A 24,200-nucleotide genomic window follows, 5' to 3' on the forward strand; every position below is an offset into this window, starting at 1 on the left:
CTGAGCTAGCTTTGGGATATGGCCATATTACGCATTTGGATTAGTTCGCTGTGCTTGAGGTGAAGTAAGTCTGCACAGCGACGAATAACTTGGTCTTCATGTTGCGATAGTTCACCATCGGCATAAGCTAATTGCCACATTGCCAGTAGTAACTGCTGCTTTTCATCAAGGCTGAACGCTTGATTCACTTCAGCGGTAAATTCAAATAACGAGGTTGCGTTACCTCTGATCAAGGTCGCCTCTTCAATTAGTTCTTTCGTTTGCTCTGCATTGATATTCAATGCGTTAGCAAGCATGCTGGGTAACAGTGCTGCTTCATTGTCATCCAAGGTTTCATCAGCGTATACCACTTCTAGTAACAGTGTGGCTGCCGCTAGGTTCAATTGACGGGTTTTATCTTCCGGGCTGTCTGCCTGGGTACGTGCTTGAATAAATTGTTTGAGTTTGGCAATCATCGTTATTCCTCTTAATTTCGCCTCTTTCTAACAAAGACGTATGCTATTCAATATACATACTAACAAAGACAACAATGCCGAGCACAGTGCTCGGCATTAATTTATGTTTATATTTGTAAATGAACGGATCAATTAGTTTGCAAGATTTCTGGCAAAGTTTATAGCAGCGAACCTAAGCCTTTCATAAGTAAGTCAACGGTGCCTTGACCTGATTGTTGCTGTAAATATTGCTTAGCAATGTCGACCATAGGCGCAATATATTCTTTTGAAATACCCAGTTTTTCAAAAGAGTCATAAACAACTGCAGCCCCCTGAAATGATGAACCTAGGTTACCTGCTTTTGACAATAAGCCTGACATACCTGAATCACCACCCATGGCCGGTACTGCACCTAATAATGAGTCTATGCCGGGAATGCTGTTACTTAAGGTGCTGAAATCGTTATTGCCTAGGTTTGACTGGGCTAAATTAAGTATCGAGCCTAAGCCGCCAGCAGCTTGTTGCTCAGTTAAGCCAAGTTGGGACATAACATTGCCCACTAAGGCGTTATCCGCTAACCCAGTTACTGCAGCAGCTTGGGTTGCTACGGGGACAACTTCTTTTTTGGTGACATTGTCTAACCAACCAGCATTTGCTGGAGCAGAGAGTAATACGGCTGATAATACTGAACAGGCAATAATAGAACGGTTCATAAAGTTGATCCTTTGGTAAAAATAGTGCTGATATTGGCATTATGTTAACTTTTTTTGCCTCTATACGACATATGAAGATTTTGTTTTGTGCAAACTCGATCAATTTTGGGTATCCTTAGCGCCATAATCATCTTAAGCCGATTTTTGGGATCTCACTTATGTCACTTTCAGCGATTTTGACTGAAGCCTATAATTTTTTTCGTAATCATATTAGCCAACTTGCCGCAATAACCTTTCCGTTATTACTGATACAAGTGATGATCCAGCTTTGGCTGGGTAATGAGATGTTGATGCAAGCCCAGGCTGAAACGCCAGAGTTTGGTGGTATTCACGCCGCAGCCATGATGGTGTTGCTGTTACTGTTTTCTATATTGATAGCAGCAGTTACGGTATACCTAGAGGTGCGCTCACGTGGCCACGATGTTTCAACCGCTATGGTATTTAAACAAAGCATTCAATTTGTGCCGCCTTTATTACTTGCGGGAGTGTTTTCTGGTTTAGCTATTTTAACCCCAGTGATGCTATTTGCTGCCTTTGGTCCATTTGGCATAGTGGGCTTTGGGATTAGTTTTTATTTATTTTCGCGCTTAGCTTATGTGAACTTTATGGTTATTGTTGAGCGTTTAACGCCATTGGAAGCTATCAAAGCTAGCTTTATATTTACCGGGCCGATTACGGTTAAAACCATTGCGATATTAATGTTGTATCTGCCACTCATCCTAATCAGTGGTACGCTTTCACAAATGGCCGCACAAGTTGGTTTTCCACTGCAATTAATTACCGACACTGTGTTCGCTTTTTTTGGGTTATTTATTAACGTGGCATTGTTCCGACTCTATATGGTTAATCGTAAAATTGATGCCCCAACAGGTGATGATGCCGCAACAGATGATGATAGCCACACAGAAGTGTAATTTATTAGACCTAATTTACTGAGTTGATAGGAGAGTTTATTGATAACTGATACTGAGTTAGTTAGCCAATTCTCCATTGAACTTGGGGAAGACTATGCCAGCGCAAAGAGTTATGTCCGTGACATACCCACTCAAGCGCTGGTTTATATCCGCAGTTTTACTCACAAACTTGCCAGCCTAGTAGCTAAACAGCATCAGCTAGAGTTTATTGGGCCTAATCTATACGAGCGCATTGAGCAATTAAACCAAGGTCGTCTTATCGACGTTACTGCTATTCGTACCATGCATAAATTGCGTGCTGACGGTAATCGTGGTGCTCATCCAGAAAAATATCATCTTACCCAACATCAATTAGTGTCCTTGGCTGAAAAATCAATTAAGCACATTATTGACGTGATCAAGCAGCTTTATCCGTTAGTGCACCATGTGACAGCGCCTGCTTATCAATTTGTGCCATTTGATTCATTGGCGGGCAGAGATTTATGCTATCGCGCCATGATGCACAATGACCATCATGCTCAGTATTTAGTGGCTATGTCACTAAAAGCTCAAGCACTAATGGCTCAAGATCAAACTGGCACTCAAGCTGTTGCTCCCGATGAAACACATAATCCACAGTTTAATCAGGATGAGATGCAGCGACTTTTTGCTCAGGCGGCTTATTGGTTTGCCCAGGCTGCACCTTTTGAACATGCGGCATTATATGAACACGGTGTCAGCTTGCTACATGGTTATGCTGATTTTGAACCAGTAAAAAAAGCCCTGCACACAAAACAAGGTGAGTTACTTATTGCTCAAGCCGCTAGGCATGGCATCGCCGATGCTCAAGCATTACTGGGTTACTTCTATCTGGTGGGCAGTGAGGTGTTTGGTACTGATGTTGAGCAGGCTAAATTGTTGCTAACCCAAGCGGCTGAAGCTGATAATGTTGAAGCTATGTCTAATCTTGGGGTGTTGTTTTATGAAGCGGGCGAATACCAAAAGGCATATTTTTGGATGAGCAAAGCGGCAGAGTCTGGCTATCCTCAGGCGCAGTATCATTTAGCGTTACTATTAGCCGAAAAGTTGGCTTTAAGTGTTGACGATAATATCGATGTGCAGCTTGAGCAAAGTCAAATATGGATGCAAGAAGCGGCCAGCCAAGGCCAGCTAGATGCTATGCTACATTGCGCTACGACTATTCTTCACCATGAACACGCCATTAAAACCGAACTTGAACAAGCGGAGCGCTACTTACACGATGTGATTAAGTATGGTCACAATGTTACCGCAATGATTGAGCTCAGCGTTGCTTTGGCTGACGGTATATTAGGTCGAATCGATGTGGTGCAATCAGCTTACTTATTACAACAGGCAAAATTGCATGGCAATGATATTCAGCGGCAAGTAGTAGCGCCTTTGTGGCAGTCGCTATTAATGCAAATTGACAGTGTTATTGACAACCACTGCGTGACCGCGCTTCAGCCTAGTGAAAGTGAGTTGGCTGCCCTGCAACAAGCAAAACATATACTTAATCTAAGTTCGTGATAGTAAACACTTACTAAATAGCCCTTTTCCCTGCTAATAGCGTTAGATTAACGTGCAATAGGCAAGCTGTTGACGTGTTAATGCGCCTTGTTTTCAAAAAAGATGACAAGTTTGTTATAAAATAGGTTAAACGTGTTGAATTTAGCTAATTGAATGCATCTCTACCTGAATTGAAGGTAAATTAACGCGTTTTCAACGCATAACGTTTGGCGCACGTGCTTTATAAGAGAGGTATCACATAACACGAGACCTCTTCATTTTATCGATGTATTTTTAATGTTTAACGATGCCAATCGCTAATCCTGTTACATCAGTAACAGGATTAGATCAGTCTGATGATCCTTGCCCCTTAACTCTAACCAGTAATTCCAAGGCTTTGCTCAATATTATCGACACTATTATTCACTTGTGATGCAATGGTTTCACTTTGTTCAAATGCATGCTTGGCACGTTGCATTAAGTTGTCCATGGCGATAACAAACTCATCAAGATGATGCACCTGCTGTTTGGCAAAATCGCTGCCTTGGCTTGCACTGTTGAGCATAACATTGGCCTGTTGTTGAACTTGCTGGGCAACGGTAAGTAAGCTTTGTGCGCGGGTTTTCTGTTGCGCTGATGCTGTGCTTATATCACTGACACTGCTACTGAGTGCACTATTTGACTGGGTAAGTTGGGTGAGAATTGCCATTATTTCTTTTAGCGATACCTGAGTGCGTTGTGACAGGTTACGCACCTCATCAGCGACAACCGCAAATCCTCGTCCCTGTTCGCCAGCCCTTGCTGCCTCAATAGCTGCATTTAATGCCAATAAGTTGGTTTGTTCGGCAATGTTACCAATCACATCAACAATTTTAGCAGCATCACTCACAGAGGTACTGAGTTGTGATAGTGAATGGTTACATTGAGTGACTGTGTGTAATGTATGGTTAGTGGCGGTAAGGACTTCCTGCGCTTCTAGTTGACTAGCCTGCATGTCGTTCATGGTTTGCTGGGCAGTGGCTGTTAATGCGCTAGAGGACTGATTGACTTGATTAGCCAGTTCAATTAAATCCGCGGTTTGACCTTGTGCTTGTTGTACCACTGTTTGGGTTTGCTGAGTGCTGTTTGATAATGAACCAATTCTTGCCACTAAATCACTTAACGATTGTGACACCTTGGTCATATTGTGCTTTTGTTTATTATCTTCTTGCTCAAACCTTTGTAATAACTGGTTAAAGTGTGCGGCAATTTGCCCGGTTTCACACTGACTATTTATCGCAAGCGGTTCCCTTTGATTCGATTCACTTAATAATGAGAAAGCACGGTTCAACTGTTTTAATGGCGCAACAACGCGGCGCTGCTGCAAAATGAAGTAGCCGACTGAAAATAATGCCAGCAAGGTTACCATGCTATAAAGCAGCCATTGTAAATTCACTTTTAATTGCTGGTCAGCTGCCTGTTGGGTACTTGCCAATGCGATAAGCTGACGTTCGGCCTGGTTGGTGGCTTTGATTAATGCGGCTTGTACCAGCTGATTTTCTGCCAACATCTGCTCAGTATTCGCCACCTCTTTGCCGTAACGTTGTGTCAGACTGAGTAATTCAGCCCGTGGTGTTTCGCCTGTTTCAATTTGGGTGGACTCGTCATCACCTAAGGCAAATTCATCCGCTTCTTCGGTCTGGTAAATGCCCAGTAAAGGCAGCTTATCTAATTTATCGTGCCACAGGTTTAGGGCATTGATAGAAAAATTTAGGTTGTTAGCCACGCCGCTATCTTTGTCGATTAATATCGCCTGGGTTTGCTGAGACAATGTATACACTAAGCTGGGTAACTCAACACTAAGCGCGAGATATTGCTGTGCGATATTGAGGTCGTGAATGTCTTGCGAAGCTGATTGGGCGTAGCGGCTTAAGTTACGACTGTAGTCGAGCATTTCTGATTCAGAAAATGCCAATAGTTGTCTTGGGTTGCCTGCTAGCTTACCCGCTGCGCGATACTTAGTGTCTAAATCACTAATTAATTGCGTCATGAATGTGGTTAAAGAAGCACTGTTTAGGTAAGGATGAACTTGGTGTAACTGAGTAATGTCTGCATTAATTTTGGTAATGTCATTACGCGCTTGTTCAAGGTAATTCGTTTGGCCTGTTTGTAAGTATTTATCGATATTGCGACTGATGCCATATTGGAAACTATGCTGGATTTTTTGTAAGTCTTGATTCAGTTGTTCACTGACTTGTCGTTGTTGATTGCTCCATAAAACGGTTGTTGCTAGCAACGCTGCCAGCAGTAGCAATAGCGCAGATGCGCCTAAAGATAGAGTGGATATTTTCAAGGGGCTAATACTCACATAAATGGCATGAATAAAAGCAGCATATGGCATTAATATTACAGTTCTGTGTTCGCTGTAAATATAGTCTTGATTGCGGTGTAGCTTAATGATGTGTTAACTCCCCGATGTCACTAAAAAGGGGGGGGGAGTGACATCGGGGGAGGATTATTAAATCCTCATTTGATTCAATATTAGATTAGTCTGCTTGATGCTCAAACGTACGTCCACCTTGGTTTGTCTTGTTTTTATGTTTCCCCGCGGGCGAAAACATATCAGCATAAGGTGCAGTAGGTTCGCGTGGAATATCAGCATTGCTTTGGTATGTGTGACCTTGTTGGCGCTGAGATTGTTCAAAAGCACGCTTCATTTTTGGGATAATAACTTTACGGCCCAGTAGCTGAAAAGTAATAAAACTCAGTAATAAAAATAACAAAATAAATGGCAGCAACACCATGGCAATTAATGACAGACCAATAAAGGCCACTAATGCCAAAAGCGGGTTCATTGCGGTTAAGCTGTTTTTCAAATTGGTTGCGCGAAAAGATTGATTAAATTGCATAGTGGCTCCTGAATATGATTAGCCCATATAAATAATAATGAAGACTGAAAGCCTAGTGTGCCGCTTTAGGACATAATATGTCACGTTAAAGTGAGTTAATGTTCTCAGTGCAACGTGACATCATTGTTTTCTGGGATTTTTATTATTGATGGTTTTTGTTTATTCAATATGGAGTGATGCCCTGAGATCCTGGGGAATGCTATTAACAATCATTTGTCTCACCCATTCATGACCAGGGTCTTGATTGTTGCGCTCATGCCAAAGTAGAACATAGGCCATTGGCATAAACTCAAAGGGTAGGGGAATTTGCACTAATGGGTACAGGTTTTGTGCATGGTGTGCAAAACTGGATGGTAAAGTGAAAATTAAATCGGTATGGGCGCAAATACTGGCCGCACCATAAAAGTCGGGTACAGTTGTGGATATTCGGCGATGATAATTACTATTTGCTAGAAAGTAATCTAATGCCCACCAGTCGTTGCCTTCGCAGCGAACTTGTACATGGCTCATGGCAAGGTAAGCCTCTTGATGCCAGTGACCTTGTTGTAATGCAGATAAAATAGGGTGATCTTTACGGACTAAACAAACTTGATTATCGCTAAACAAGGTTTGGTATTGCAGGCCATCAGCAAGATTATCCTCTTTAAATTGTGAGTGTGGATGCATATCACGACCCGCAATGCCAAAGTCTATTTGGCCGTGTTGTAAGTCGTAAATTGATTTCTCTGTCCAACCATAAGTATCTAGCTTTAACTGCGGAGCTTGCTGTAACAGTGGACCGATAAAGTAAGGAATTAATGTTTCATAAGCGCTTTCAACCATAGAAAAAGCAAAGTGACGCTGGCTGGTGGCAGGCTCGAAACTAGGTGGTAAGGTTAACTGATACAAGTTTTGTAAAGCTTGTGGTAACACTTTGCCTAATGCCAGTGCATGGGCAGTTGGTTTTAAACCGTGAGCTGTGCGTTGAAATAATGGGTCGTCTAAAGTGTCACGCAATCGGTTTAAGCTTTTACTTAATGCAGACTGGCTTAAATGCAGCCGATTAGCGGCACGGGTCACGCTTTGTTCTTCTAATAATACTTGTAAAGTAACCAGCAGGTTTAAGTCAATACGGGCAAGGTTGTCTAAATTCACAGCAGTTATTCCTTTGTGGAAATTCATTATGGATTTTATATCATTTCTTGTCATACCACTAATGCGCTAATATTACTGATTAACCTCAATAAGAAATAACGATTGAGGTGAGACACATACAAGTCTGTGGTTAATCTATAAATCGAGTGAGAAATTTGATGCAACGTAATCTATTACCGTTATTAATGTTGATGGTGCTGCTAAGCCCTTTGGCGATTGATATTTATTTGCCTTCTATGCCAACCATGGCATTAGAGTACGGTGTGTCAGACAGCCAGGTGCAATCCACGTTAGTGTTGTTTTTATTTGCGATGGGTGTTGGGCAAATTCTGATTGGGCCACTTGCTGATCGATTTGGTCGCAGACCGATTGCGATTTTTGGTATTGTGCTTTATGGCGTCAGTAGCTTTCTGGGGGCTTATGCGGTTGAGTTTGAGTTATTGCAACTTGCAAGGGTATTTCAGGGGCTAGCCGCGTGTTCAACGTCTATTGTAGTGTTTAGTGCGGTGCGTGATTGCTACAGCAATAAAGAAAGTGGCTCGATTTACAGTTACCTTAATGGCGCTATTTGTGTGGTGCCCGCACTAGCGCCTACATTAGGTGGATTATTGGCGCTGCAGTTTGGTTGGCGTTCGACCTTTATTTTTATGGCGTTATACGCAATTATCGTGTTGTTTATTGTTGGCTTTAAATTTCCTGAAACTCGACCGCTTAACACTGATACCTCAGGGAAATTATACCGTTGGGGACGCTATAAGCCGGTGTTAAGTGATGGTCATTTCATGTTTTATGCCTCGGCTTGTATGGTCGCAATGGCTTCTATTCTTTGTTATGTGTCTTATGCCCCAGTGTGGTTAATTGGTCGTTTAGGTATTTCTGAGCTAACGTTCAGTGCCTTATTTGGTCTTAATGCCGTAGTGAATGTTGCGGCTTGTTTTGCTGCGCCGATATTAGTGAAGCGCATCGGTAATCGTGCTGGTGTGGTTGTAGCACTTAATTTTATGGTTGCAGCCGCGGCTATTGAAGTGGTGATGCAGTTAGTGGGCCCACAAACTGGCTTAGCGGCAGGTTTTGGGTTTATGTTACCTATGATGTTGTTATGTGTAGGCTTTGCGGCGTTACTTGGCCCCGCGACTAGCATGGCATTGGCAGGCTTTGGTGAGCGTGCGGGTACAGCAACGGCCATGCTAGGTTGTATTCAAATGAGCGGCGCAGCGATATTAACCGCCCTTATTCAATTAACTGATATTCCAGCGCCCTATGCAATAGCCTTATTAATGGGGGGATTGTGCAGTGTGTTATTACTGATGATGGGCATGAAACGTTTTAATCATTGGCACCAAGAGCAGCATGCTTAATTGAATAGGCATATGCACTGATTGCTTATGAAGCAAAAAAGCCCATTAGTAAAGTAATGGGCTTTTTGGATCTAGGTCATTAGGTTTTAGAATCGAGCGTTAATAGCGATACCAAGTGAGGTTTCAGAGTCTGACTCAGAATCTGTAAAAGTTTGCTCAATTGATGCTTTAGCCGAGAAAATATTAGAGAAGCGCCAGAAATAACGAGTATTTACTGAATATACATTAGCTGAACTCGCGTTGCTGTAATTGTTATTATCATTAACGACGGTATCAGGCGTAGTAATAACGTTTACGTTATTAATCTCATAATCACTGTTAAAATGGGTACACAGTCCACCAACAGACCAAGAGTCAGTGATATACCAATCAGCGTTAACACCGAGTACGGTTAGCGAATTTTCACTGTTAGTGATGCGCGATGAAATATTGTCATCTTGCCCCTCAACGATAGTATATTCAATGTCATTTGTATTATTAGAGTGCAGTATAAAACCATTTAGCATTAACCCTGATGTTGATTCAAAAGGGAGATAATGTTGATAATCAAGCTTAATCACATTGCTTTTATACTCATAACTATAATATCTACCATCAAGTTGATCGCTTTCGAATCGATGAGTTTCATCGTCTGATTTCCATGCGTATGACAAGGTTAATTTTGACTGCTGAGTAAAATAATATCCTAAATTAGCACCGTAAGTATTTTGGCCATCTCCTGAAGCGTTCAGTAGATCCATGTCAGTGGTTATTCTTGTATAATCACCACCAATGAAAAATTTAGAGTCAAAGACATATTCACCCGCCATATTATATAAATCTTGGTAATCGGTTACGGCATAGCGAGCTGAAATGGTAGAATATTGATTGAGAAAAGGCGCCAGTGCGTAAGGAATGTTAGCTTGGTTAACGGGCTCAAAATAATAACTATAATTGAGATTGAGTAAGCCATCAGAGTTTTCACTAGAGTCTAGAAAGCCTAACTCAACTTCATGTTGAAAAGTGTCAGCGGTTTCTGCGAGCGTGTTCGAACTGACCAATGCCAGCATTAGTGCTAAAGACAAACTTGTCTTAGTCATTTATTCATCCTTGATATGGTAAAAGTATTGTAAAAATATGATGTTATATGGTTTCCTGTATTCAAGCAACAGGTTTGATTTAAGATGAAAAGAACTTATTGCGCCGTCTGTGATTACCCAGAAACAGCTTGTGTGTGCCATGCGGTTAGCCCATTTCAGGCGCGCACAAATGTCATAGTGATGCAGCATGAAAGTGAAGTTAATCATGCTAAAAATACCGTTCGTTTAATGCAGTTAGTCATGCCAAATATACGAGTGTTTGTGGGTGAAACCGCGGAAGATTTTATTGATTTACAGGCTTACCTAGCCCAAGCCTCCAAGCCGATATATGTGGTGTATCCAAGTGACAATAGTCAAACTGTGTCGCAATCGGGTGCTCAGGCCGACAGCATCATTATTTTACTAGATGGCACTTGGCGTAAAGCTTATAAAATTCTTCAGTCTAATCCATGGCTGCAACACTACCCCGCTATCCATTTAGATGTTGAACACGCATCAAATTATATTATTCGCAAAGCAAAACGGCCTGATAGTTTATCTACCTTAGAGGCTACGGCTTTATTATTGTCGGCGCTAGATAAAACCTTAGACACAGAGCCTTTGTTTGCCGTTTTTGATGCTATGGTGCAACATAGATTGAGCGCCATGCCTGAAAACATCAAAGCCCGTTATCAATTAAATGACAAGGAAGTAAAATGAAGTATTTATTATTAGGACTGTGTTTGGTATTTATCTTGACCTCTAGCGCGTTTGCAAATGATGTCATTAAGCCAATCGATCCTGAAAAACCGCGCAAAAAAATGTCATTAGAAAAACAAGCTGAACAAGGCCGCATTGATTCTGAAAAGTTAGCGCAATCGCAATTAGACAATGCGCGTGTTGCAGCGCAAGCTACCGCTGAACGCGAACAAGATGTGTTGTCGCGCCAAGAGTCTGGGGAATGGCAGAATGAGCAACGTGAAAAGGCTAAAATACAGTTTGATGATCGTGCTGAGCGCGAAAATAAATATTTAAAGCAAGCACAAGAAGCCGCCGCTAAAGAAAAACAAATTAGTGAAGAAAAGTAGCCTAAGTGTTGAGCCAATAGAGTGTCTTTCATGTCAGTAGATTTAGCTGTTAATACCGTTGTTGCGCCAGAACGCTGCCCATTATGTCACCACACTGAAGTGGTGTTTTTTCACCAAGATAAAGACCGTAGCTACTTTCAATGCAAGCGATGTGAATTGGTTACTGTACCTGCGTCATTTTATTTAGATAAAGCAGCAGAAAAAGCCCACTATGATTGTCACCATAATGACTTTGCCGATGTGGGTTATCAACGCTTTCTATCTCGTACCTTAACGCCATTACTCGCTCGGGTTAACCCCAACTCCAAGGGCTTAGACTTTGGCTGTGGGGAAGGTGCTGTGCTTAGCCAAATGGCAGCGCAGCAAGGTGTTGACGTTAGTAATTATGATTTATTTTATTTCCCTAACCATGACCTACTACAGCAGCAATATGACTTTGTCACCATGACCGAAGTGCTGGAGCATATTGCTAACCCCCAAGCAATATTTAAGCAACTACAAGGCTTACTAAACCCTTCAGGCAAGCTGGCTATTATGACTAAGCGAGTTAAGGGGATTGCAGGTTTTATAGACTGGCATTACAAGTTTGATCCTACTCATATTAATTTTTATAGTCTGTCGACCTTTGAATGGATAGCTAAACAGTATCAATGGCAACTAGAAGTGATCGAGAATGACGTGGTAATGTTTCATTTGCCAGAATCCGCTGACTCTAACTAATTTACTTGGGGGGACTCATTACTGCAAACAAATAGATACAATTGTTCTGGGCCGGCCACCCTCAAAAAATTTAACAATTTAGCAAAATAAAGGTAAGTTAATTGTCCAATTATAATAATTAAACGGATTAATCATGCGCCTTACATCAATTGCTAAGTTCATTACCACTATGACGGTAAGTTTAACTACAGGTTTATTAGCAGTACCAGCCTTTGCCGACCAACCCAATGCTGCTCAGCTTGCTGCAGATGTAGAGACAAAAGTTATTGAGTGGCGCCGCGACTTACACCAACATCCTGAATTATCTAATCGTGAATTTCGTACCAGTAAAGTCATTGAAAAACATCTAAAATCTTTAGGGCTAGAGGTGCAAACAGGTATTGCACATACTGGCGTAGTTGCCATCTTAAAAGGGGGTAAGCCAGGGCCGTTAATCGGTTTACGTGCCGATATGGACGCGCTACCGGTTACTGAGGTAGTTGATTTACCTTTTGCATCCAAAGTTACCGATACTTATCGAGATCAAAAGGTTGGTGTAATGCATGCGTGTGGTCATGATACCCATGTGGCTATGTTAATGGGTGTCGCCGAAAGTCTGGTAAAAGTAAAAGATAGCCTAGCGGGAGATGTGATGTTTATCTTTCAGCCCGCGGAAGAAGGCGCACCTGAGGGTGAAGAGGGCGGAGCTGAGTTGATGTTAAAGCAAGGCTTATTTGCTAAACGTAAACCTGATCAAGTATTCGGTATGCACGTGACCTCAAGTTTACCTACGGGTGTGATTGGATTACGTTCAGGGCCAGCCATGGCCAGCGAAGATTCATTCACCATTAATGTCACAGGCAAACAAACCCACGGCTCACGTCCTTGGGGCGGGGTTGATCCTATTGTGGCATCCGCGCAAATTATCACCAGCGTACAAACTATTATTAGTCGCCAGGTTGATATCACTAAAGCGCCAGCCGTGGTGAGTTTTGGGGCCATAAATGGCGGGATCCGCTCTAATATTATTCCTGATAAAGTTGAGTTAATTGGCACCATCCGCACCTTTGATCAAGACATGCGAGCTGCAATTAAGGTCAAGCTAGCTGATATAGCCTCCAATGCTGCTAAAACAGTGGGCGCAAGTGCTGAAACCATTATTGATGCGGGTTATCCAGTAACGGTTAATAACCCTGAATTAGTCAGTAAAATGCGTCCTGTAATTGCATCTGTTGTCGGCGAAGAAATGCTTATCGAACCCGGTTTAATTACCGGTGCAGAAGACTTCTCTTATTACGCATTAGAAACCCCAGGGTTATTTTTCTTCTTAGGTGTAACTCCACATGACCAAGACTTAAGCCAAGTCGCCAGTAACCATTCACCTGCATTTTATGTGGATGAAAGCGCTTTGAAAGTCGGTGTACAAACTATGACACAAATTGCGCTGACAGCATTAGGTGCAGCAGAGTAAAATTTATTCAACATTGATAGTTTAAATAGCTCAAAGGAGCGAAATATGAAACGGACGTTAACCGCGTTAATGTTATTGGCAGGCGTGTTAGGCACATCAAGTGCTGATGCCACTACCGCCAAAGATATTGACAGTTTTACCTTAGATAACGGTATGGAAATTATGGTATTAGAGGATAGCTCTATACCCAATGCCAATATGTACTTATTTTGGAAAGTTGGCTCGCGCAATGAGGTACCCGGTATTACCGGTATTTCTCACTTTTTTGAACACATGATGTTTAATGGTTCAAAAAAGTTTGGTCCGAAAATGTTTGACCGCACTATGGAAGCTGCTGGTGGGGCAAATAATGCTTACACCACTGAAGACATGACAGTGTATACCGACTGGTTCCCCGCTAATGCCATTGAAACCATGTTTGATTTGGAAGCCGACCGTATCGCTAATTTAGATATCAACTCTGAAATGGTTGAGAGTGAGCGTGGCGTGGTGCAGTCAGAGCGTACAACAGGACTTGAAAACTCTAACTGGCGCACCATACAAGAAGCGTTAAAAGGTGTGGCATTTTCAGCTCACCCTTATAGCTGGTCGGTTATTGGTTATGAGTCTGACATTGCCGCATGGACGTTAGAAGACTTGCAGCAATACCATAAAACCTATTACGCGCCAAACAACGCCGTGGTGGTTATTGCCGGAGATGTAAAGCTGGCTGAAGTTAAGCGATTAGCAAATAAGTATTTTGCACCTATTCCGGCACAAGCACCGCCTAAAGCCGTTCGCACCGTCGAGCCATTGCAGCAGGGTGAACGTCGTGTTTTTGTGAAAAAAGAATCGGTAAGCACCCCAAATGTGATGTTGGCTTACCATATTCCCGCCACCAGTCATGCAGACTATTATGCGCTAGATTTACTCAGCTCAGTTTTAAGCCAAGGTAATAGCTCACGTTTTTACCAAGGTTTGGTAGACAAGCAACTGGCAACATCGGCAGACACGTACATGCCAATGTCGTTCGACTCTAACTTGTTTTACATCTTAGGTGTCGCTAACACAGGTGTTGAAGCCAGTACCCTTGAGCTTGCCTTACTAGAGCAAATTAACTTAATCGCAACCCAAGGTGTCACAGCTGGGGAGTTAGAAAAGGTTAAAAATATTAAATTAATCAATTTTTATCGTGATATGGAAACCATTAACGGTAAAGCCAACACGCTAGGAACCTACGAGATGTATTTTGGCAGCTTTGAAAAATTATTTGATGCGCCAGAGCGTTATAACACAGTGACCCCAGAAGATATCAAACGTGTAGCGCAAACCTATTTAATTCGCGCTAATCGTACCGTCGGTGTGTTGGCGGCTACAGAGGAGAGCGACAAATGAGACTTATGAAACCAACAATCAAAATGTCGTTGTCGGCCCTGGCTATTGTCAGTGCATTATCATTAGCGGGTTGCGCTACTACAAGTAACAGTACTGTGGCCAATGTAGTCGAAACAGGCAGCTTTAGCTTACCTCAGTATCAAACGGTGAGTTTATCTAACGGTCTTAAAGTGAATTTAATGGTACAAAAAGAAGTGCCATTAATCACAATCAATGCCGTGGTGCGGGCCGGTGCAGTGAATGACACCACCTCTGGTTTAGCCAGCATGACAGCCCAAGGTTTAATGCTAGGTGCGGCGGGCCAATCAAAAGCGGATATTGAACAAACACTCGATTTTATGGGTGCCAGTTTGAATACCGGTGCAGATCAAGAGGGCAGCTATATTGATGCCAGCTTTATGAGTAAAGATCTGGATAAGGTACTGCCTATTTTTAGCAATATACTGTTATCTCCTGACTTTGATACTGCTGAGTTCGCTAAATTACAGCAACGTGAAATTGTGGGCTTGTCTCAACAAAAGGAAAGTCCGCGCGCTGTTATTGGCCGTTACTTTAATAAGTTAGTGTTTGGTGATCATCCTTATGCTAACCCAAGCTCAGGTAACAGCGAGTCTATTGCTGAATTATCTATTGAGCAGCTACGAGCGTTTCATCAGGGTTTCTATCAACCTAATAACGTAGCAATCAGTGTTGTCGGTGATTTTGACCCACAGCAGATGCAAGCCAAGTTAGAGCAAGCTTTGGGGCAATGGCAAAATACTGAAGTCGCAGTGCAAGCCGATTTAGCTCAAGCTTTACCTGTAATGGGCGCTAGCCGCGTGTTGCTGGTGGATAAGCCTGATGCAATTGAAACCACTTTTGTGTTTGGTGGCATGGGCATAAGTTACGATAACCCTGATTACGTTGGCTTAACGGTAGTGAATACCATTTTAGGCGGTCGTTTTACCTCATGGTTAAATGATGAGCTTAGAGTTAATGCTGGCTTAACCTACGGTGCGCGCTCTGGTTTTGTGCCGTTTTCAAAGGCTGGTGTATTTCAAATTAGTACCTTTACTAAAGCTGAAACTACCAAAGAAGCCATTGATTTAGCCTTAAAAACCTATGCAAGATTGTGGGAAAAAGGTATCGACCAAGCGACATTAGATTCAGCTAAAGCTTATGTTAAAGGGCAGTTTCCGCCTAAGTTTGAAACCGCAAGTCAGCTAGCGGGCTTAATGTCAGAGATGTATTTATATGGCTTTAATGATGATTTTATTAATCAATTTCAAGCTAAAGTTGATGGGTTAACCATTGCTGAAACCCAACGTTTAGTTAAAAAGTATTTTCCTCAACAAAATTTACAGTATGTGCTGATAGGTAATGCTGAAAAAATTGCCGATATTGCCGCTCAGTATGGCGACGTGACCAAGGTTGATATAAAAGACAGTGGTTTTGGTCAGTAGTTTGGGGTAGTGAATTGAGCTGTAACTAATAGCCAAACTAGAAAAGACCCACGATTGAGTGGGTCTTTTGTTTTATCGGGTGTATATTTTGAGTTGATTATCTTGGGGGCGATTAAATAAGTGTATCCCAAGCCTTAGGTGCTAAAAACGGGTCAAATATGGCAATCAGTGAAATATGCACTCGCGCTTTACTTTCAACAATCAACCGACTTTAAACAAGATGATATTGAACTGCTTTAAATCGATAACCTGTATTCTATTTGGCATTATTACGCTGCATTGTGCGCCTGCTTTGGCCAACAAGGTGCAGCTTGGGCAACTTTGCCCGTTAATAAGTGGTCAGTGGCAAGGTAGCGCAGCAAATCCAAACGGCCTATCAAAACAGGTGACTACCTCAGTGCTGTGTTCTGCCGATAACAATAATATGTATATTAGTATTAGCCAAGGTGCACGGTTCAGTAATAGTGAAACCTGGTGGTTTCGTGTGCGAGGCAATGAGATCGAGCTGATTTATTCTGATGGTATTAATGCAGACATTAGCCAACTATTTACCTTATACCAGCAAGGTGATGGATTTACTTTTCTAGGAAAGGGTGAAATTAAACAGCGTCCAGCTTTAATACGGCTTTCCTTTGATGCACAGCAAGCTAACGGTAAAACCCACTGGCTATGGCAACAAAGTGCCCACTTTTTAGATGATGATAGCGACAGTTATCAAGTGGTTCGGGGGGTAAGCCTGATGCCTATAGGTAGGTAAAAGTCTGGGCAATAAACAATATAAAATCGATGCAAGTTTGGTATGCCATATCCCTACGACCTAGCTATGCTAGTCAATAAGTTAGCCAGTTAGTTTTAGTCGGTGAACCCTAACCAGTAAAGCTTAGTCGCTAGTAAAATTTGGTAGTCCGTAATACTGAGTAGATCGTAAAGCTGAGCCTAGCTAAAAAAGTACAACGCAAAACCTAACCAACTTAAGCCCAATGCGCAAACTAATGCCCATACTATAGGTGTCATTTGGGTTGATTCAGCAAACTCTAATTCAAACTCAGGTTCATCGTGTTGTATTTTTTGCTTAGATTTAACTTGCTGCTTGCGCGCTTTATCACTCTGTCTTGCTTTGGCTTTATGCTGTTTTTTATATTCAGTAATGCCTTTTTCAATACCGCTAGCAATAAGCTTAGTTTGCGCTTTAGTTTGACCTTCTTTCTGAGTCGACTTGGCAATGGTTAATGCTTGCTCTTGAGTTTCATTTGAACTGGATTGCTTCATTCTGCGCCTGCAAAATCGAGCTGTCGCCAGGCTTCATAGCTAATTATCGCGACAGAGTTAGAAAGATTTAAGCTGCGGCTATTGGCAGTCATAGGAATGCGCAGGCGCTGCTCTAATGGCGTCGCATTTATAATGTCCATGGGTAAGCCGCGTGTTTCTGGGCCAAATAATAAAACATCATCTTCCGCAAAAGCGATTTGAGTGTGTGGGCGACTGCCTTTGGTGGTACACGCCATAATACGTTTTCCAGCCATAGCGACTAAAAATTCTGGGTAATTTTTATGGCGGGTGACTCGGGTTAGGTCGGAGTAATCTAAACCTGCGCGACGTAGCTTTTTCTCTTCTAAGTCGAAACCGAGAGGTTCAATAAGATGAAGTTGCGTACCATTATTGGCACATAAACGAATAATATTGCCCGTATTTGGGGCGATTTCTGGCTCATAAAGTGCGATATGGAACATGGTGACCTACCTGAAAAAAATAACGGTGTATTATAGCGTTAGCGAAGCGACAAATCAGCTAAATTACTCAGTTTGATATTATTTGATTTTGATTATGCAGGGTAGTTGACTATATCGCTTTAAATCCTTTGGAGTCTAAATGATTGAGTATTTTCTGACTTATAGGGCATTGAGTGTTAATCCATACTCCTATTGGAAATTTTCTAAACACTGTGGTCGAACTTTGAATTTGCTCCATAGGGATACCAAGTTGGTTTGCTGCGAATGTAATAGCACGTAAGTCGGCATAGACATAATCGACTCGATTTTTTATCAGTAAATGTGTGCCTTGTTGAATAGACTCAATATCAAATAATACCGCACCAGCATCAGAGAATTGTTTGATAACGCCTTTAGGTTGCATCATCCGAAGTTGTGCACTACGCATCCCTTCAATCTTATCACCTGTAAATTGGCTCGGTTGTACTAATCGATGTAATTTCAGTTCTAAAATGTCATCGTATAATGGAACAAGTTTATGATTTTTCTTTGTTTCAAATGGCGGAACAAAACTGGCACACCAATCTTGATTAACTAATTTTTTATGTACTCTGGCGGAAGATAAAAAGTTTGCCGTCACCTCGAAACCCGATGATTTCATGGCTTGAGATAGCTTAGCGAATGCTTCGCCCCTATCGGTTTGCTGCTGTATTAAATAGGGAGGGTATTCAATGGCATCGACGTAAAATGGTTCAGCATGAGTTATGCTCACTCTCATAGATAAAACCAACGTAAAGCAAGATAATATTACTTTACGACATGTTGTCATTTCGAGGCGCATTCCTTTCCCTTGTTAACTTATTCTCCTAAGTTTTAAGCATAGCAGAACCGCATATTAAAATAGGGGGAAGTTTATTCTTTAGAATACATAAAGTATGTGTCGTTTAAATGGGAATGTTTAATTTGATATGCAGTCCATTAGGCTTGTTATTCAACGCTTTAATATCCCCATTATGGGCTTGAATTGCCGCTTGAGTAATTGCCAGGCCTAACCCCCAGCCACCACTGATTCTATCTCGTGCGTTATCTGGACGATAAAATGGTCTAAAAATCGCTTCTAATTCATGCTCATCAATCCCTGGCCCATCATCAATAATAGAGATAACAATTGAGTGACTCTGCTGGGTGGCTTCGATTGAAATTTGGCTGGCAGCATAACGAATGGCATTACGTAACACGTTTTCAATTGCGCGGCACAAATGCTTTGGATAATGCTCAAACGCAAGGCTGTCATCTATATGAATATGCAACTGCTTGTTTTGTTGCTCTGCCTCAAACTCTGCATCATCGAGCACTTGGCTCAAGGTTTCGCTTAATTCGGCATAAATTTTTATTTCGCTGGCATTTAGTGTTACTCGAGATAACGTCAGTAACTCACCGATTAAGTCATCTAATTGGTTGGCTTCATATTCTATGCGGGTTAATTCGGTACTGTCTTGGCCTTTTTTACGCGCCAGCGCCAAGGACAGTTTTAAGCGTGTTAGCGGTGTGCGAAGTTCGTGGGAAATGTCTCCCATTAACCGTTGCTGGTTAGTCACCATAACTTCAATTGAGTCGGCCATACTGTTGAACGTCATTGCAAGCTGGCCCATTTCATCACTTCTGCTGACGGTAGTTTTGTCGACTCGGTGCGATAAATCGCCTTTCGCGATTGCATTGGCGCTGCGTTTTAGACTATTCAGGGGTTTACCAAGATGCCAGGCGAGTAAACCACATAATATGCCTGAGAATAGAATGGCAATAGAAGCTGTGAGTAGTTTGTTCTCAGAAAAGTAAAAGAACCAGGGTCTAGGATGGTTAGCGGGAACACGACCATAAACTTGGAAGGTTTGCTGATTAACACTGAAGGTTAAAGGGCCAAAAATAAGCTCATTTCTAAACTGATGACTAATTGGCTGCTTGGCGTCTTCTGCCATTAATAGAAACTGTCGTAATGAGCGGGGGACTTTACGGCTATTAATGACTTGACCACCGTCGTTTACAAGATACACACGTAGCGGCTTGTTTTGTCTTGAATGTTGGCGTTGTAATTTATATAGCTTATCTGTAATGAGAATATCGGGTGATTGTTGAATGTCTTTGGCTACCGTTTGTAGCACTTGCTGTAAATGCTTTTCAATCGGTGCGCGGTCTTGATTTTGCATAATAATGGGTAGAATTAACACTAATGCAATGGTCAAAGAGCTGCATAGCCAAAAGCCAATCAATAATTTAAAGAATAAACGATTTAATGGGTTAGTTGTACTCATTAGGGGATCCAAATATAGCCCTTGCCTCGTAGAGTTTTTACCCTTGCTCGGCTATCTTTGCGCTCGGGTAATTTTTTACGCAAATTGGATAAATGCATGTCTAAACTGCGATCGAAGGGCATCAGCTTTTTACCCAATACACTTTCACTTAACGAGTCTTTGGTGACTAACTCACCAGAATTAGCAACTAAGTTAAGCAGTAAGCTAAACTCGGTTGATGTCAGAATAATTAATTGTTCATTGCAATAAACTTCATGGCGCTTAGGATCTAGGCGTAAGTCACCAACTTGCACAGCATCATTGGTTGATTGCTCTTGTTCTGCATTGGACGCACGACGTAATATGGCCCGAATACGGGCGATTAATTCTCGGTCATTAAACGGTTTTGGCAGGTAATCATCGGCGCCAATCTCCAGGCCTATAACTCGATCAATTTCATCGCCACGGGCGGTTAACATCAATACTGGAGTTTGCTTACGTTTGCGGATGCCTTTTAATACTTCAAAGCCCCCAAGTTGCGGTAGCATCACATCCAATAGAATCAGATCAAAATCAGTTTGCAATGCTTTAGTTAACCCTTCTTGACCATCATAAGCCTGGTTGACAGTAAAGCCTTCCATTTCTAATAACTGGGTTAATAATTCTGATAATCCGACATCATCGTCAACAAGTAAAATTCGATTCATTTCAGCCCTCAATATGCATTCAAACACTTTAGCCTATGGCGAGCTGAGATGAAATCATCATTGCACAGTTTTACATTCGTTGGTGCTTTACTGCTAGCCAGCAGACTTATCTTTTTTTGCCGGAGTCAGTTTGACGATAATGAAGGTCAATATGATTGACCCCACAATCAGCCCTATCGATAGCACTGGATTTTGTAATGACATGGGATTAATCACTAGCATGCTACCCAAGCCTAGCATCATAACCCCAGACATTAGCTTTAACTTTTCGCCTTCTTTTTCAGTCAGTTTTCGCTTGCCCAGTGTCATTGAAAATACAATCACTATGGTGGCTAAAGGGATGACGTAAACCACGTTGTAAGCGATCAAATAAAGATAACGCTCCATGACATCCAGGTTAGAAATGGACAGCACTGAAGTGTAAATCATTGGAAAACCCGCAGTACACAATAACTCGTAAGCATTCGCCAAAATAGCCAATACTGATGAGCCGATAATCATGGTCGGTAATGAACTGGTTTTAGACAATTTACCCATACGCTTAATAAGCGTCCCTCTATTTTCTACTGACATCGATAGACTGACATCGCCACGGCCGTAGAAGTAGTCCTTGATATTGACCCCAGCAGCAATCAAAGCCAATACTCCCGCACAGGTAATAATAATGTCGCCATCACCGCCGCCAAGTAGTTGGAATAAATTTAACCAGGCACTCATAAAGATGAAATAAATAAATCCAGAGAAAAATACAAATATACCGCCCACCAGTAACATGCGTTTTTTACTGCCAGCATTGACCATGATGCTGAGTAAGAATAACAACACGAAAAATGCGCACGGATTAAAGGCATCAACACCTGCCAATACTACAGTTAATAGGGGTAATGACATTTGTTCAGGATGCACTGCACCAATTAAGGGAATATCCACGGGTTGAACATGTGGCTTTGAGGTGTTCGTGCTGACTGAAGTGTCTTCGGTTGCTATGCTACTGTCCATGCCACAAGTGCTAGCGTTATCTTCAACATTACTGGTATCTCCACATTTAGCAAATAAGGGCTCGGATGGTGTGTTATCTAAGGTTAGAAAGTCATCAAGTGTGTCGCCAATATTAGCTTTGCCACCTTGTTTTTGGTAACAGTCGACTAAACGCTCAATAATATATTGGCCAGTGACCTGATGGCTGTTGTAGCCAACAATGGCTTCACCACATACCGCAAAGTAGGGCACAGATTTAGGTTCAACTCCTGTCCGCTTGCCCATTGCCATAAGTTTATCGACATTGCCAGTTTCACTGATTAAGTAATCTTCAACCGTTATCCAATCAAATCGCTCGCCTAATGCGTCAATTAAAGGGTGAGCCTTGCGACAGTGCGGGCAGGTTTCTGACCAAAAGAAATGCAACTTAACAACTGGCTGCTCATTTTTTTGACTGTACCATAGTGAGTTATCTGCTGATGTTGAGGGGGTTATACTGGCTATGGCACTTGGCGCCAATATCAGTATATAAAGCAGTAACAGCAACTTGCTAAATAATCGATTCATAATTTATTCCAATAAAGCACTAATAGTAAGATTTTATGCCCTTATCTAATGACTGTAATGATCAAGTTTAAATTACGTTAACTAGCTCGCATTACTGTGGTGTTTATCATCCAATATGCCAACTAGATCATCTATTTCTGGTGAAAAAGTAGTAAGAAAACATTCTTTACATAGCTTTACGCCACCTTAACCCTGATTGACATTGCATTGGGTAAACTGAGTATCAAATCTGCTGAGGCAGAAAGTAACCCCTTTTTTATACCGAGGAATTTACCAATGAAAACATCATCAATCTTCAAAAAGAGTTTAGTTGCTTTAGTGGCAAGCTCAGCATTATTGGCTGGTCAGTTATATGCAGAAGAAACCATTAGCAGTGCAGCAAAAACTGAGCAATCTAGCGTTAAAGCCGACAGACATCATGGCCATAAAGGTGGCATGCACAAAATGTTGCGCAAACTAGATTTAACAGATGCACAAAAAGTGCAATTTAAAGTGATATTTGACAAATATAAGGCTAACCGTCCAGAGCACCCAACAAAAGAGCAACGTGCAGCGCACAAAGCCGATAGGTTAGCGTTAATCACTACCGCTGGTTTTGATGAAGTTAAAGCCACTGAAATGGTTGAAGCAAAACAACAAATGCAGTTACAAAAAATGTTAACCCAGATGAAAATACAAAACGAAATTTATCAATTATTAACACCTGAACAGCAACAAACGTTTCAAGATAAATTTAACTCAGGCAAAGGCCATAAACCACACGATTAATCATTAACCTATTCTATATAGGCTGACATAAATAAAATCCATTACTTCAGGGTAATGGCTTTTTGTTTAGTTAAGCTTGTGACTTTTACAAGATTGAGAAAGGTCACACTTTGCATAAGGCGAGTCGATTGTTTAGTAAACTTTATCCTAATTAAGTAATCAACTTGCTATAGTAAGGGTTGGTAGATTATCAGTATAAAGAGTCGATAAATCTTTTATGAGTGAAACTTCAGAATATGATTTTTGGGTAAAACTGGCTAGCCGTGCAGCGGTAGCGACGGCCCTTTGCTTGATAGTCATTAAGCTTGTAGCGTGGTTGTATTCCGGTTCGGCAAGTATGCTGGCATCGTTAACCGACTCTTTTGCCGATGCTTTGGCGTCAATAGTCAATTTTATTGCAGTGCGTTATGCGATTGTGCCTGCGGATAAAGATCACCGTTATGGTCATGGTAAAGCTGAGCCGTTAGCTTCACTAGCACAAGCGGGGTTTATTTTAGGCTCGGCTTGTGTATTGTTGCTCTACGGCGGTGAAAAGTTGATTAACCCTGTAACGGTTACCCACGCCACTTTAGGGGTTATTGTGTCTATCATTGCCATTATTATGACCTTGGCCTTGGTATTGTTGCAAAAAAGAGCGTTGGAAAAAACCAACAGCACAGTAGTTGAAGCAGATGCTTTGCACTATAAGTCTGATTTGTTTTTAAACTCAGCCGTGCTATTAGCGCTAGTTTTGGCACATTATGGTTGGTGGTGGGCGGATGGATTATTTGCGATATTGATTGCCATATTTATTGGTCAACAAGCCATTGATTTAGGCTATCGCTCAATACAAAGTTTGTTAGACAGAGAGCTAGATTCTGATACTCGTGAACAGATTAAAGCATTGGCTTTAGAAGATAAAAGAGTCAAGGGACTGCATGATCTTCGTACCCGTCAATCAGGGAAAACCAGGTTTATTCAATTGCATTTAGAATTAGATGGTAACCAGCCATTGTTTGAAGCACATTCAATAGCTGATGCGACCGGACTGCGTATCAAAAATGCGTTTGAAGATGCTGAAGTGATTATTCACCAGGATCCCGTTTAGCATCTTTGTTGGTTATG

The 24,200-nt window shown here is 41.7% G+C and carries 24 protein-coding genes; 12 read left to right on the forward strand and 12 right to left on the reverse strand.

The window, feature by feature from the left end:
* Positions 1-5 precede the first annotated feature (5 nt).
* Complete coding sequence (locus FJ709_RS01135) at positions 6-455, reverse strand: tellurite resistance TerB family protein (protein WP_226412657.1); 450 nt, start codon at positions 453-455, stop codon at positions 6-8.
* Between the two features lie 158 nt (positions 456-613).
* The gene (locus FJ709_RS01140) at positions 614-1,147 is read right to left on the reverse strand and encodes a DUF2780 domain-containing protein (RefSeq protein ID WP_226412659.1); all 534 of its coding nucleotides are present in this window, start codon (positions 1,145-1,147) and stop codon (positions 614-616) included.
* Between the two features lie 158 nt (positions 1,148-1,305).
* On the opposite strand from FJ709_RS01140, the gene FJ709_RS01145 reads away from it, so the two are divergent.
* The gene (locus FJ709_RS01145) at positions 1,306-2,061 is read left to right on the forward strand and encodes a hypothetical protein (RefSeq protein ID WP_226412661.1); all 756 of its coding nucleotides are present in this window, start codon (positions 1,306-1,308) and stop codon (positions 2,059-2,061) included.
* Positions 2,062-2,100: 39 nt separating this feature from the next.
* Entirely contained in the window at positions 2,101-3,588 is a 1,488-nt protein-coding gene (locus FJ709_RS01150; protein WP_226412663.1) for a tetratricopeptide repeat protein, read from the forward strand.
* A gap of 355 nt (positions 3,589-3,943) precedes the next feature.
* Here the strand turns inward: FJ709_RS01150 and FJ709_RS01155 are convergent, their stop codons facing one another.
* The 3 genes from FJ709_RS01155 to FJ709_RS01165 all read right to left on the reverse strand — a co-directional run bounded on the left by FJ709_RS01155 (position 3,944) and on the right by FJ709_RS01165 (position 7,589).
* A complete protein-coding gene (locus FJ709_RS01155; RefSeq protein ID WP_226415798.1) occupies positions 3,944-5,899 on the reverse strand; it encodes a methyl-accepting chemotaxis protein in 1,956 nt (651 codons plus the stop codon).
* A 193-nt stretch (positions 5,900-6,092) separates the two neighbouring features.
* On the reverse strand, positions 6,093-6,455 hold the full coding sequence (locus FJ709_RS01160) for a hypothetical protein (protein ID WP_226412665.1): 363 nt from the start codon (positions 6,453-6,455) through the stop codon (positions 6,093-6,095).
* A gap of 159 nt (positions 6,456-6,614) precedes the next feature.
* Positions 6,615-7,589 carry a LysR substrate-binding domain-containing protein gene (locus tag FJ709_RS01165; RefSeq protein ID WP_226412667.1) on the reverse strand — a complete coding sequence of 325 codons (975 nt, stop codon included), beginning with the start codon at positions 7,587-7,589 and terminating at the stop codon, positions 6,615-6,617.
* 158 nt (positions 7,590-7,747) lie between these two features.
* On the opposite strand from FJ709_RS01165, the gene FJ709_RS01170 reads away from it, so the two are divergent.
* On the forward strand, positions 7,748-8,947 hold the full coding sequence (locus FJ709_RS01170) for a multidrug effflux MFS transporter (protein ID WP_226412669.1): 1,200 nt from the start codon (positions 7,748-7,750) through the stop codon (positions 8,945-8,947).
* An 86-nt stretch (positions 8,948-9,033) separates the two neighbouring features.
* On the opposite strand, the gene FJ709_RS01175 is transcribed toward FJ709_RS01170, so the two are convergent.
* Positions 9,034-10,026: a putative porin gene (locus tag FJ709_RS01175; RefSeq protein ID WP_226412671.1), complete on the reverse strand. Its 993-nt coding sequence runs from the start codon at positions 10,024-10,026 to the stop codon at positions 9,034-9,036.
* 84 nt (positions 10,027-10,110) lie between these two features.
* On the opposite strand from FJ709_RS01175, the gene FJ709_RS01180 reads away from it, so the two are divergent.
* From FJ709_RS01180 to FJ709_RS01210, 7 genes are all read left to right on the forward strand, one after another.
* Complete coding sequence (locus FJ709_RS01180) at positions 10,111-10,725, forward strand: tRNA-uridine aminocarboxypropyltransferase (RefSeq protein WP_226412673.1); 615 nt, start codon at positions 10,111-10,113, stop codon at positions 10,723-10,725.
* On the forward strand, positions 10,722-11,093 hold the full coding sequence (locus tag FJ709_RS01185; RefSeq protein WP_226412675.1) for a hypothetical protein: 372 nt from the start codon (positions 10,722-10,724) through the stop codon (positions 11,091-11,093). The genes FJ709_RS01180 and FJ709_RS01185 overlap by 4 nt, the downstream gene beginning before the upstream one ends.
* Positions 11,094-11,123: 30 nt before the next feature.
* Positions 11,124-11,813, forward strand: coding sequence for a methyltransferase domain-containing protein (locus FJ709_RS01190; RefSeq protein WP_226412677.1), 690 nt, complete (start codon positions 11,124-11,126; stop codon positions 11,811-11,813).
* Between the two features lie 169 nt (positions 11,814-11,982).
* The gene (locus FJ709_RS01195; protein ID WP_226415799.1) at positions 11,983-13,263 is read left to right on the forward strand and encodes an amidohydrolase; all 1,281 of its coding nucleotides are present in this window, start codon (positions 11,983-11,985) and stop codon (positions 13,261-13,263) included.
* 45 nt (positions 13,264-13,308) lie between these two features.
* Positions 13,309-14,637, forward strand: a complete 1,329-nt coding sequence (locus tag FJ709_RS01200) for a M16 family metallopeptidase (RefSeq protein WP_226412679.1) — start codon at positions 13,309-13,311, stop codon at positions 14,635-14,637.
* Positions 14,634-16,079 carry a M16 family metallopeptidase gene (locus tag FJ709_RS01205; protein WP_404829992.1) on the forward strand — a complete coding sequence of 482 codons (1,446 nt, stop codon included), beginning with the start codon at positions 14,634-14,636 and terminating at the stop codon, positions 16,077-16,079. The genes FJ709_RS01200 and FJ709_RS01205 overlap by 4 nt, the downstream gene beginning before the upstream one ends.
* Positions 16,080-16,254: 175 nt before the next feature.
* Positions 16,255-16,836 (forward strand): hypothetical protein, encoded by a 582-nt coding sequence (locus FJ709_RS01210; protein WP_226412681.1) that lies wholly within the window; start codon positions 16,255-16,257, stop codon positions 16,834-16,836.
* A 179-nt stretch (positions 16,837-17,015) separates the two neighbouring features.
* Here FJ709_RS01210 and FJ709_RS01215 read toward each other — a convergent pair whose 3' ends face one another.
* The 6 genes from FJ709_RS01215 to FJ709_RS01240 all read right to left on the reverse strand — a co-directional run bounded on the left by FJ709_RS01215 (position 17,016) and on the right by FJ709_RS01240 (position 22,328).
* Positions 17,016-17,348, reverse strand: a complete 333-nt coding sequence (locus tag FJ709_RS01215; protein WP_226412683.1) for a DUF2956 domain-containing protein — start codon at positions 17,346-17,348, stop codon at positions 17,016-17,018.
* Positions 17,345-17,809, reverse strand: coding sequence for a tRNA (uridine(34)/cytosine(34)/5-carboxymethylaminomethyluridine(34)-2'-O)-methyltransferase TrmL (gene trmL / locus FJ709_RS01220; protein WP_226412685.1), 465 nt, complete (start codon positions 17,807-17,809; stop codon positions 17,345-17,347). The genes FJ709_RS01215 and trmL overlap by 4 nt, the downstream gene beginning before the upstream one ends.
* Before the next feature lie 109 nt (positions 17,810-17,918).
* A complete protein-coding gene (locus FJ709_RS01225) occupies positions 17,919-18,566 on the reverse strand; it encodes a hypothetical protein (RefSeq protein WP_226412687.1) in 648 nt (215 codons plus the stop codon).
* A gap of 166 nt (positions 18,567-18,732) precedes the next feature.
* A complete protein-coding gene (locus FJ709_RS01230; protein ID WP_226412689.1) occupies positions 18,733-20,097 on the reverse strand; it encodes an ATP-binding protein in 1,365 nt (454 codons plus the stop codon).
* Positions 20,097-20,783, reverse strand: a complete 687-nt coding sequence (locus tag FJ709_RS01235) for a response regulator (protein ID WP_226412691.1) — start codon at positions 20,781-20,783, stop codon at positions 20,097-20,099. The genes FJ709_RS01230 and FJ709_RS01235 overlap by 1 nt, the downstream gene beginning before the upstream one ends.
* A 93-nt stretch (positions 20,784-20,876) precedes the next feature.
* Complete coding sequence (locus FJ709_RS01240; RefSeq protein ID WP_226412693.1) at positions 20,877-22,328, reverse strand: cytochrome C biosynthesis protein; 1,452 nt, start codon at positions 22,326-22,328, stop codon at positions 20,877-20,879.
* Between the two features lie 276 nt (positions 22,329-22,604).
* Here FJ709_RS01240 and FJ709_RS01245 point away from each other — a divergent pair, with 276 nt between their 5' ends.
* Positions 22,605-23,096 carry a Spy/CpxP family protein refolding chaperone gene (locus tag FJ709_RS01245; RefSeq protein WP_226412695.1) on the forward strand — a complete coding sequence of 164 codons (492 nt, stop codon included), beginning with the start codon at positions 22,605-22,607 and terminating at the stop codon, positions 23,094-23,096.
* A 217-nt stretch (positions 23,097-23,313) separates the two neighbouring features.
* Positions 23,314-24,183, forward strand: coding sequence for a cation efflux pump FieF (fieF, locus tag FJ709_RS01250; RefSeq protein ID WP_226412697.1), 870 nt, complete (start codon positions 23,314-23,316; stop codon positions 24,181-24,183).
* The last annotated feature ends 17 nt before the right edge of the window (positions 24,184-24,200 follow it).

Source organism: Shewanella glacialimarina, from assembly GCF_020511155.1.
Classification (GTDB): domain Bacteria; phylum Pseudomonadota; class Gammaproteobacteria; order Enterobacterales; family Shewanellaceae; genus Shewanella; species Shewanella glacialimarina.

Bases quoted from the DNA above. Each gene is read 5' to 3' on its own strand.
- FJ709_RS01215 (WP_226412683.1), bottom strand. From the start codon at position 17,348: ATGAAGCAATCCAGTTCAAATGAAACTCAAGAGCAAGCATTAACCATT.
- FJ709_RS01225 (WP_226412687.1), bottom strand. From the start codon at position 18,566: ATGAGAGTGAGCATAACTCATGCTGAACCATTTTACGTCGATGCCATT.
- FJ709_RS01135 (WP_226412657.1), bottom strand. From the start codon at position 455: ATGATTGCCAAACTCAAACAATTTATTCAAGCACGTACCCAGGCAGAC.
- FJ709_RS01145 (WP_226412661.1), top strand. From the start codon at position 1,306: ATGTCACTTTCAGCGATTTTGACTGAAGCCTATAATTTTTTTCGTAAT.
- fieF (WP_226412697.1), top strand. From the start codon at position 23,314: ATGAGTGAAACTTCAGAATATGATTTTTGGGTAAAACTGGCTAGCCGT.
- FJ709_RS01240 (WP_226412693.1), bottom strand. From the start codon at position 22,328: ATGAATCGATTATTTAGCAAGTTGCTGTTACTGCTTTATATACTGATA.
- FJ709_RS01230 (WP_226412689.1), bottom strand. From the start codon at position 20,097: ATGAGTACAACTAACCCATTAAATCGTTTATTCTTTAAATTATTGATT.
- FJ709_RS01245 (WP_226412695.1), top strand. From the start codon at position 22,605: ATGAAAACATCATCAATCTTCAAAAAGAGTTTAGTTGCTTTAGTGGCA.
- FJ709_RS01140 (WP_226412659.1), bottom strand. From the start codon at position 1,147: ATGAACCGTTCTATTATTGCCTGTTCAGTATTATCAGCCGTATTACTC.
- FJ709_RS01160 (WP_226412665.1), bottom strand. From the start codon at position 6,455: ATGCAATTTAATCAATCTTTTCGCGCAACCAATTTGAAAAACAGCTTA.
- trmL (WP_226412685.1), bottom strand. From the start codon at position 17,809: ATGTTCCATATCGCACTTTATGAGCCAGAAATCGCCCCAAATACGGGC.
- FJ709_RS01195 (WP_226415799.1), top strand. From the start codon at position 11,983: ATGACGGTAAGTTTAACTACAGGTTTATTAGCAGTACCAGCCTTTGCC.
- FJ709_RS01175 (WP_226412671.1), bottom strand. From the start codon at position 10,026: ATGACTAAGACAAGTTTGTCTTTAGCACTAATGCTGGCATTGGTCAGT.
- FJ709_RS01205 (WP_404829992.1), top strand. From the start codon at position 14,634: ATGAGACTTATGAAACCAACAATCAAAATGTCGTTGTCGGCCCTGGCT.
- FJ709_RS01185 (WP_226412675.1), top strand. From the start codon at position 10,722: ATGAAGTATTTATTATTAGGACTGTGTTTGGTATTTATCTTGACCTCT.
- FJ709_RS01180 (WP_226412673.1), top strand. From the start codon at position 10,111: ATGAAAAGAACTTATTGCGCCGTCTGTGATTACCCAGAAACAGCTTGT.
- FJ709_RS01170 (WP_226412669.1), top strand. From the start codon at position 7,748: ATGCAACGTAATCTATTACCGTTATTAATGTTGATGGTGCTGCTAAGC.
- FJ709_RS01210 (WP_226412681.1), top strand. From the start codon at position 16,255: ATGCACTCGCGCTTTACTTTCAACAATCAACCGACTTTAAACAAGATG.
- FJ709_RS01200 (WP_226412679.1), top strand. From the start codon at position 13,309: ATGAAACGGACGTTAACCGCGTTAATGTTATTGGCAGGCGTGTTAGGC.
- FJ709_RS01190 (WP_226412677.1), top strand. From the start codon at position 11,124: ATGTCAGTAGATTTAGCTGTTAATACCGTTGTTGCGCCAGAACGCTGC.
- FJ709_RS01235 (WP_226412691.1), bottom strand. From the start codon at position 20,783: ATGAATCGAATTTTACTTGTTGACGATGATGTCGGATTATCAGAATTA.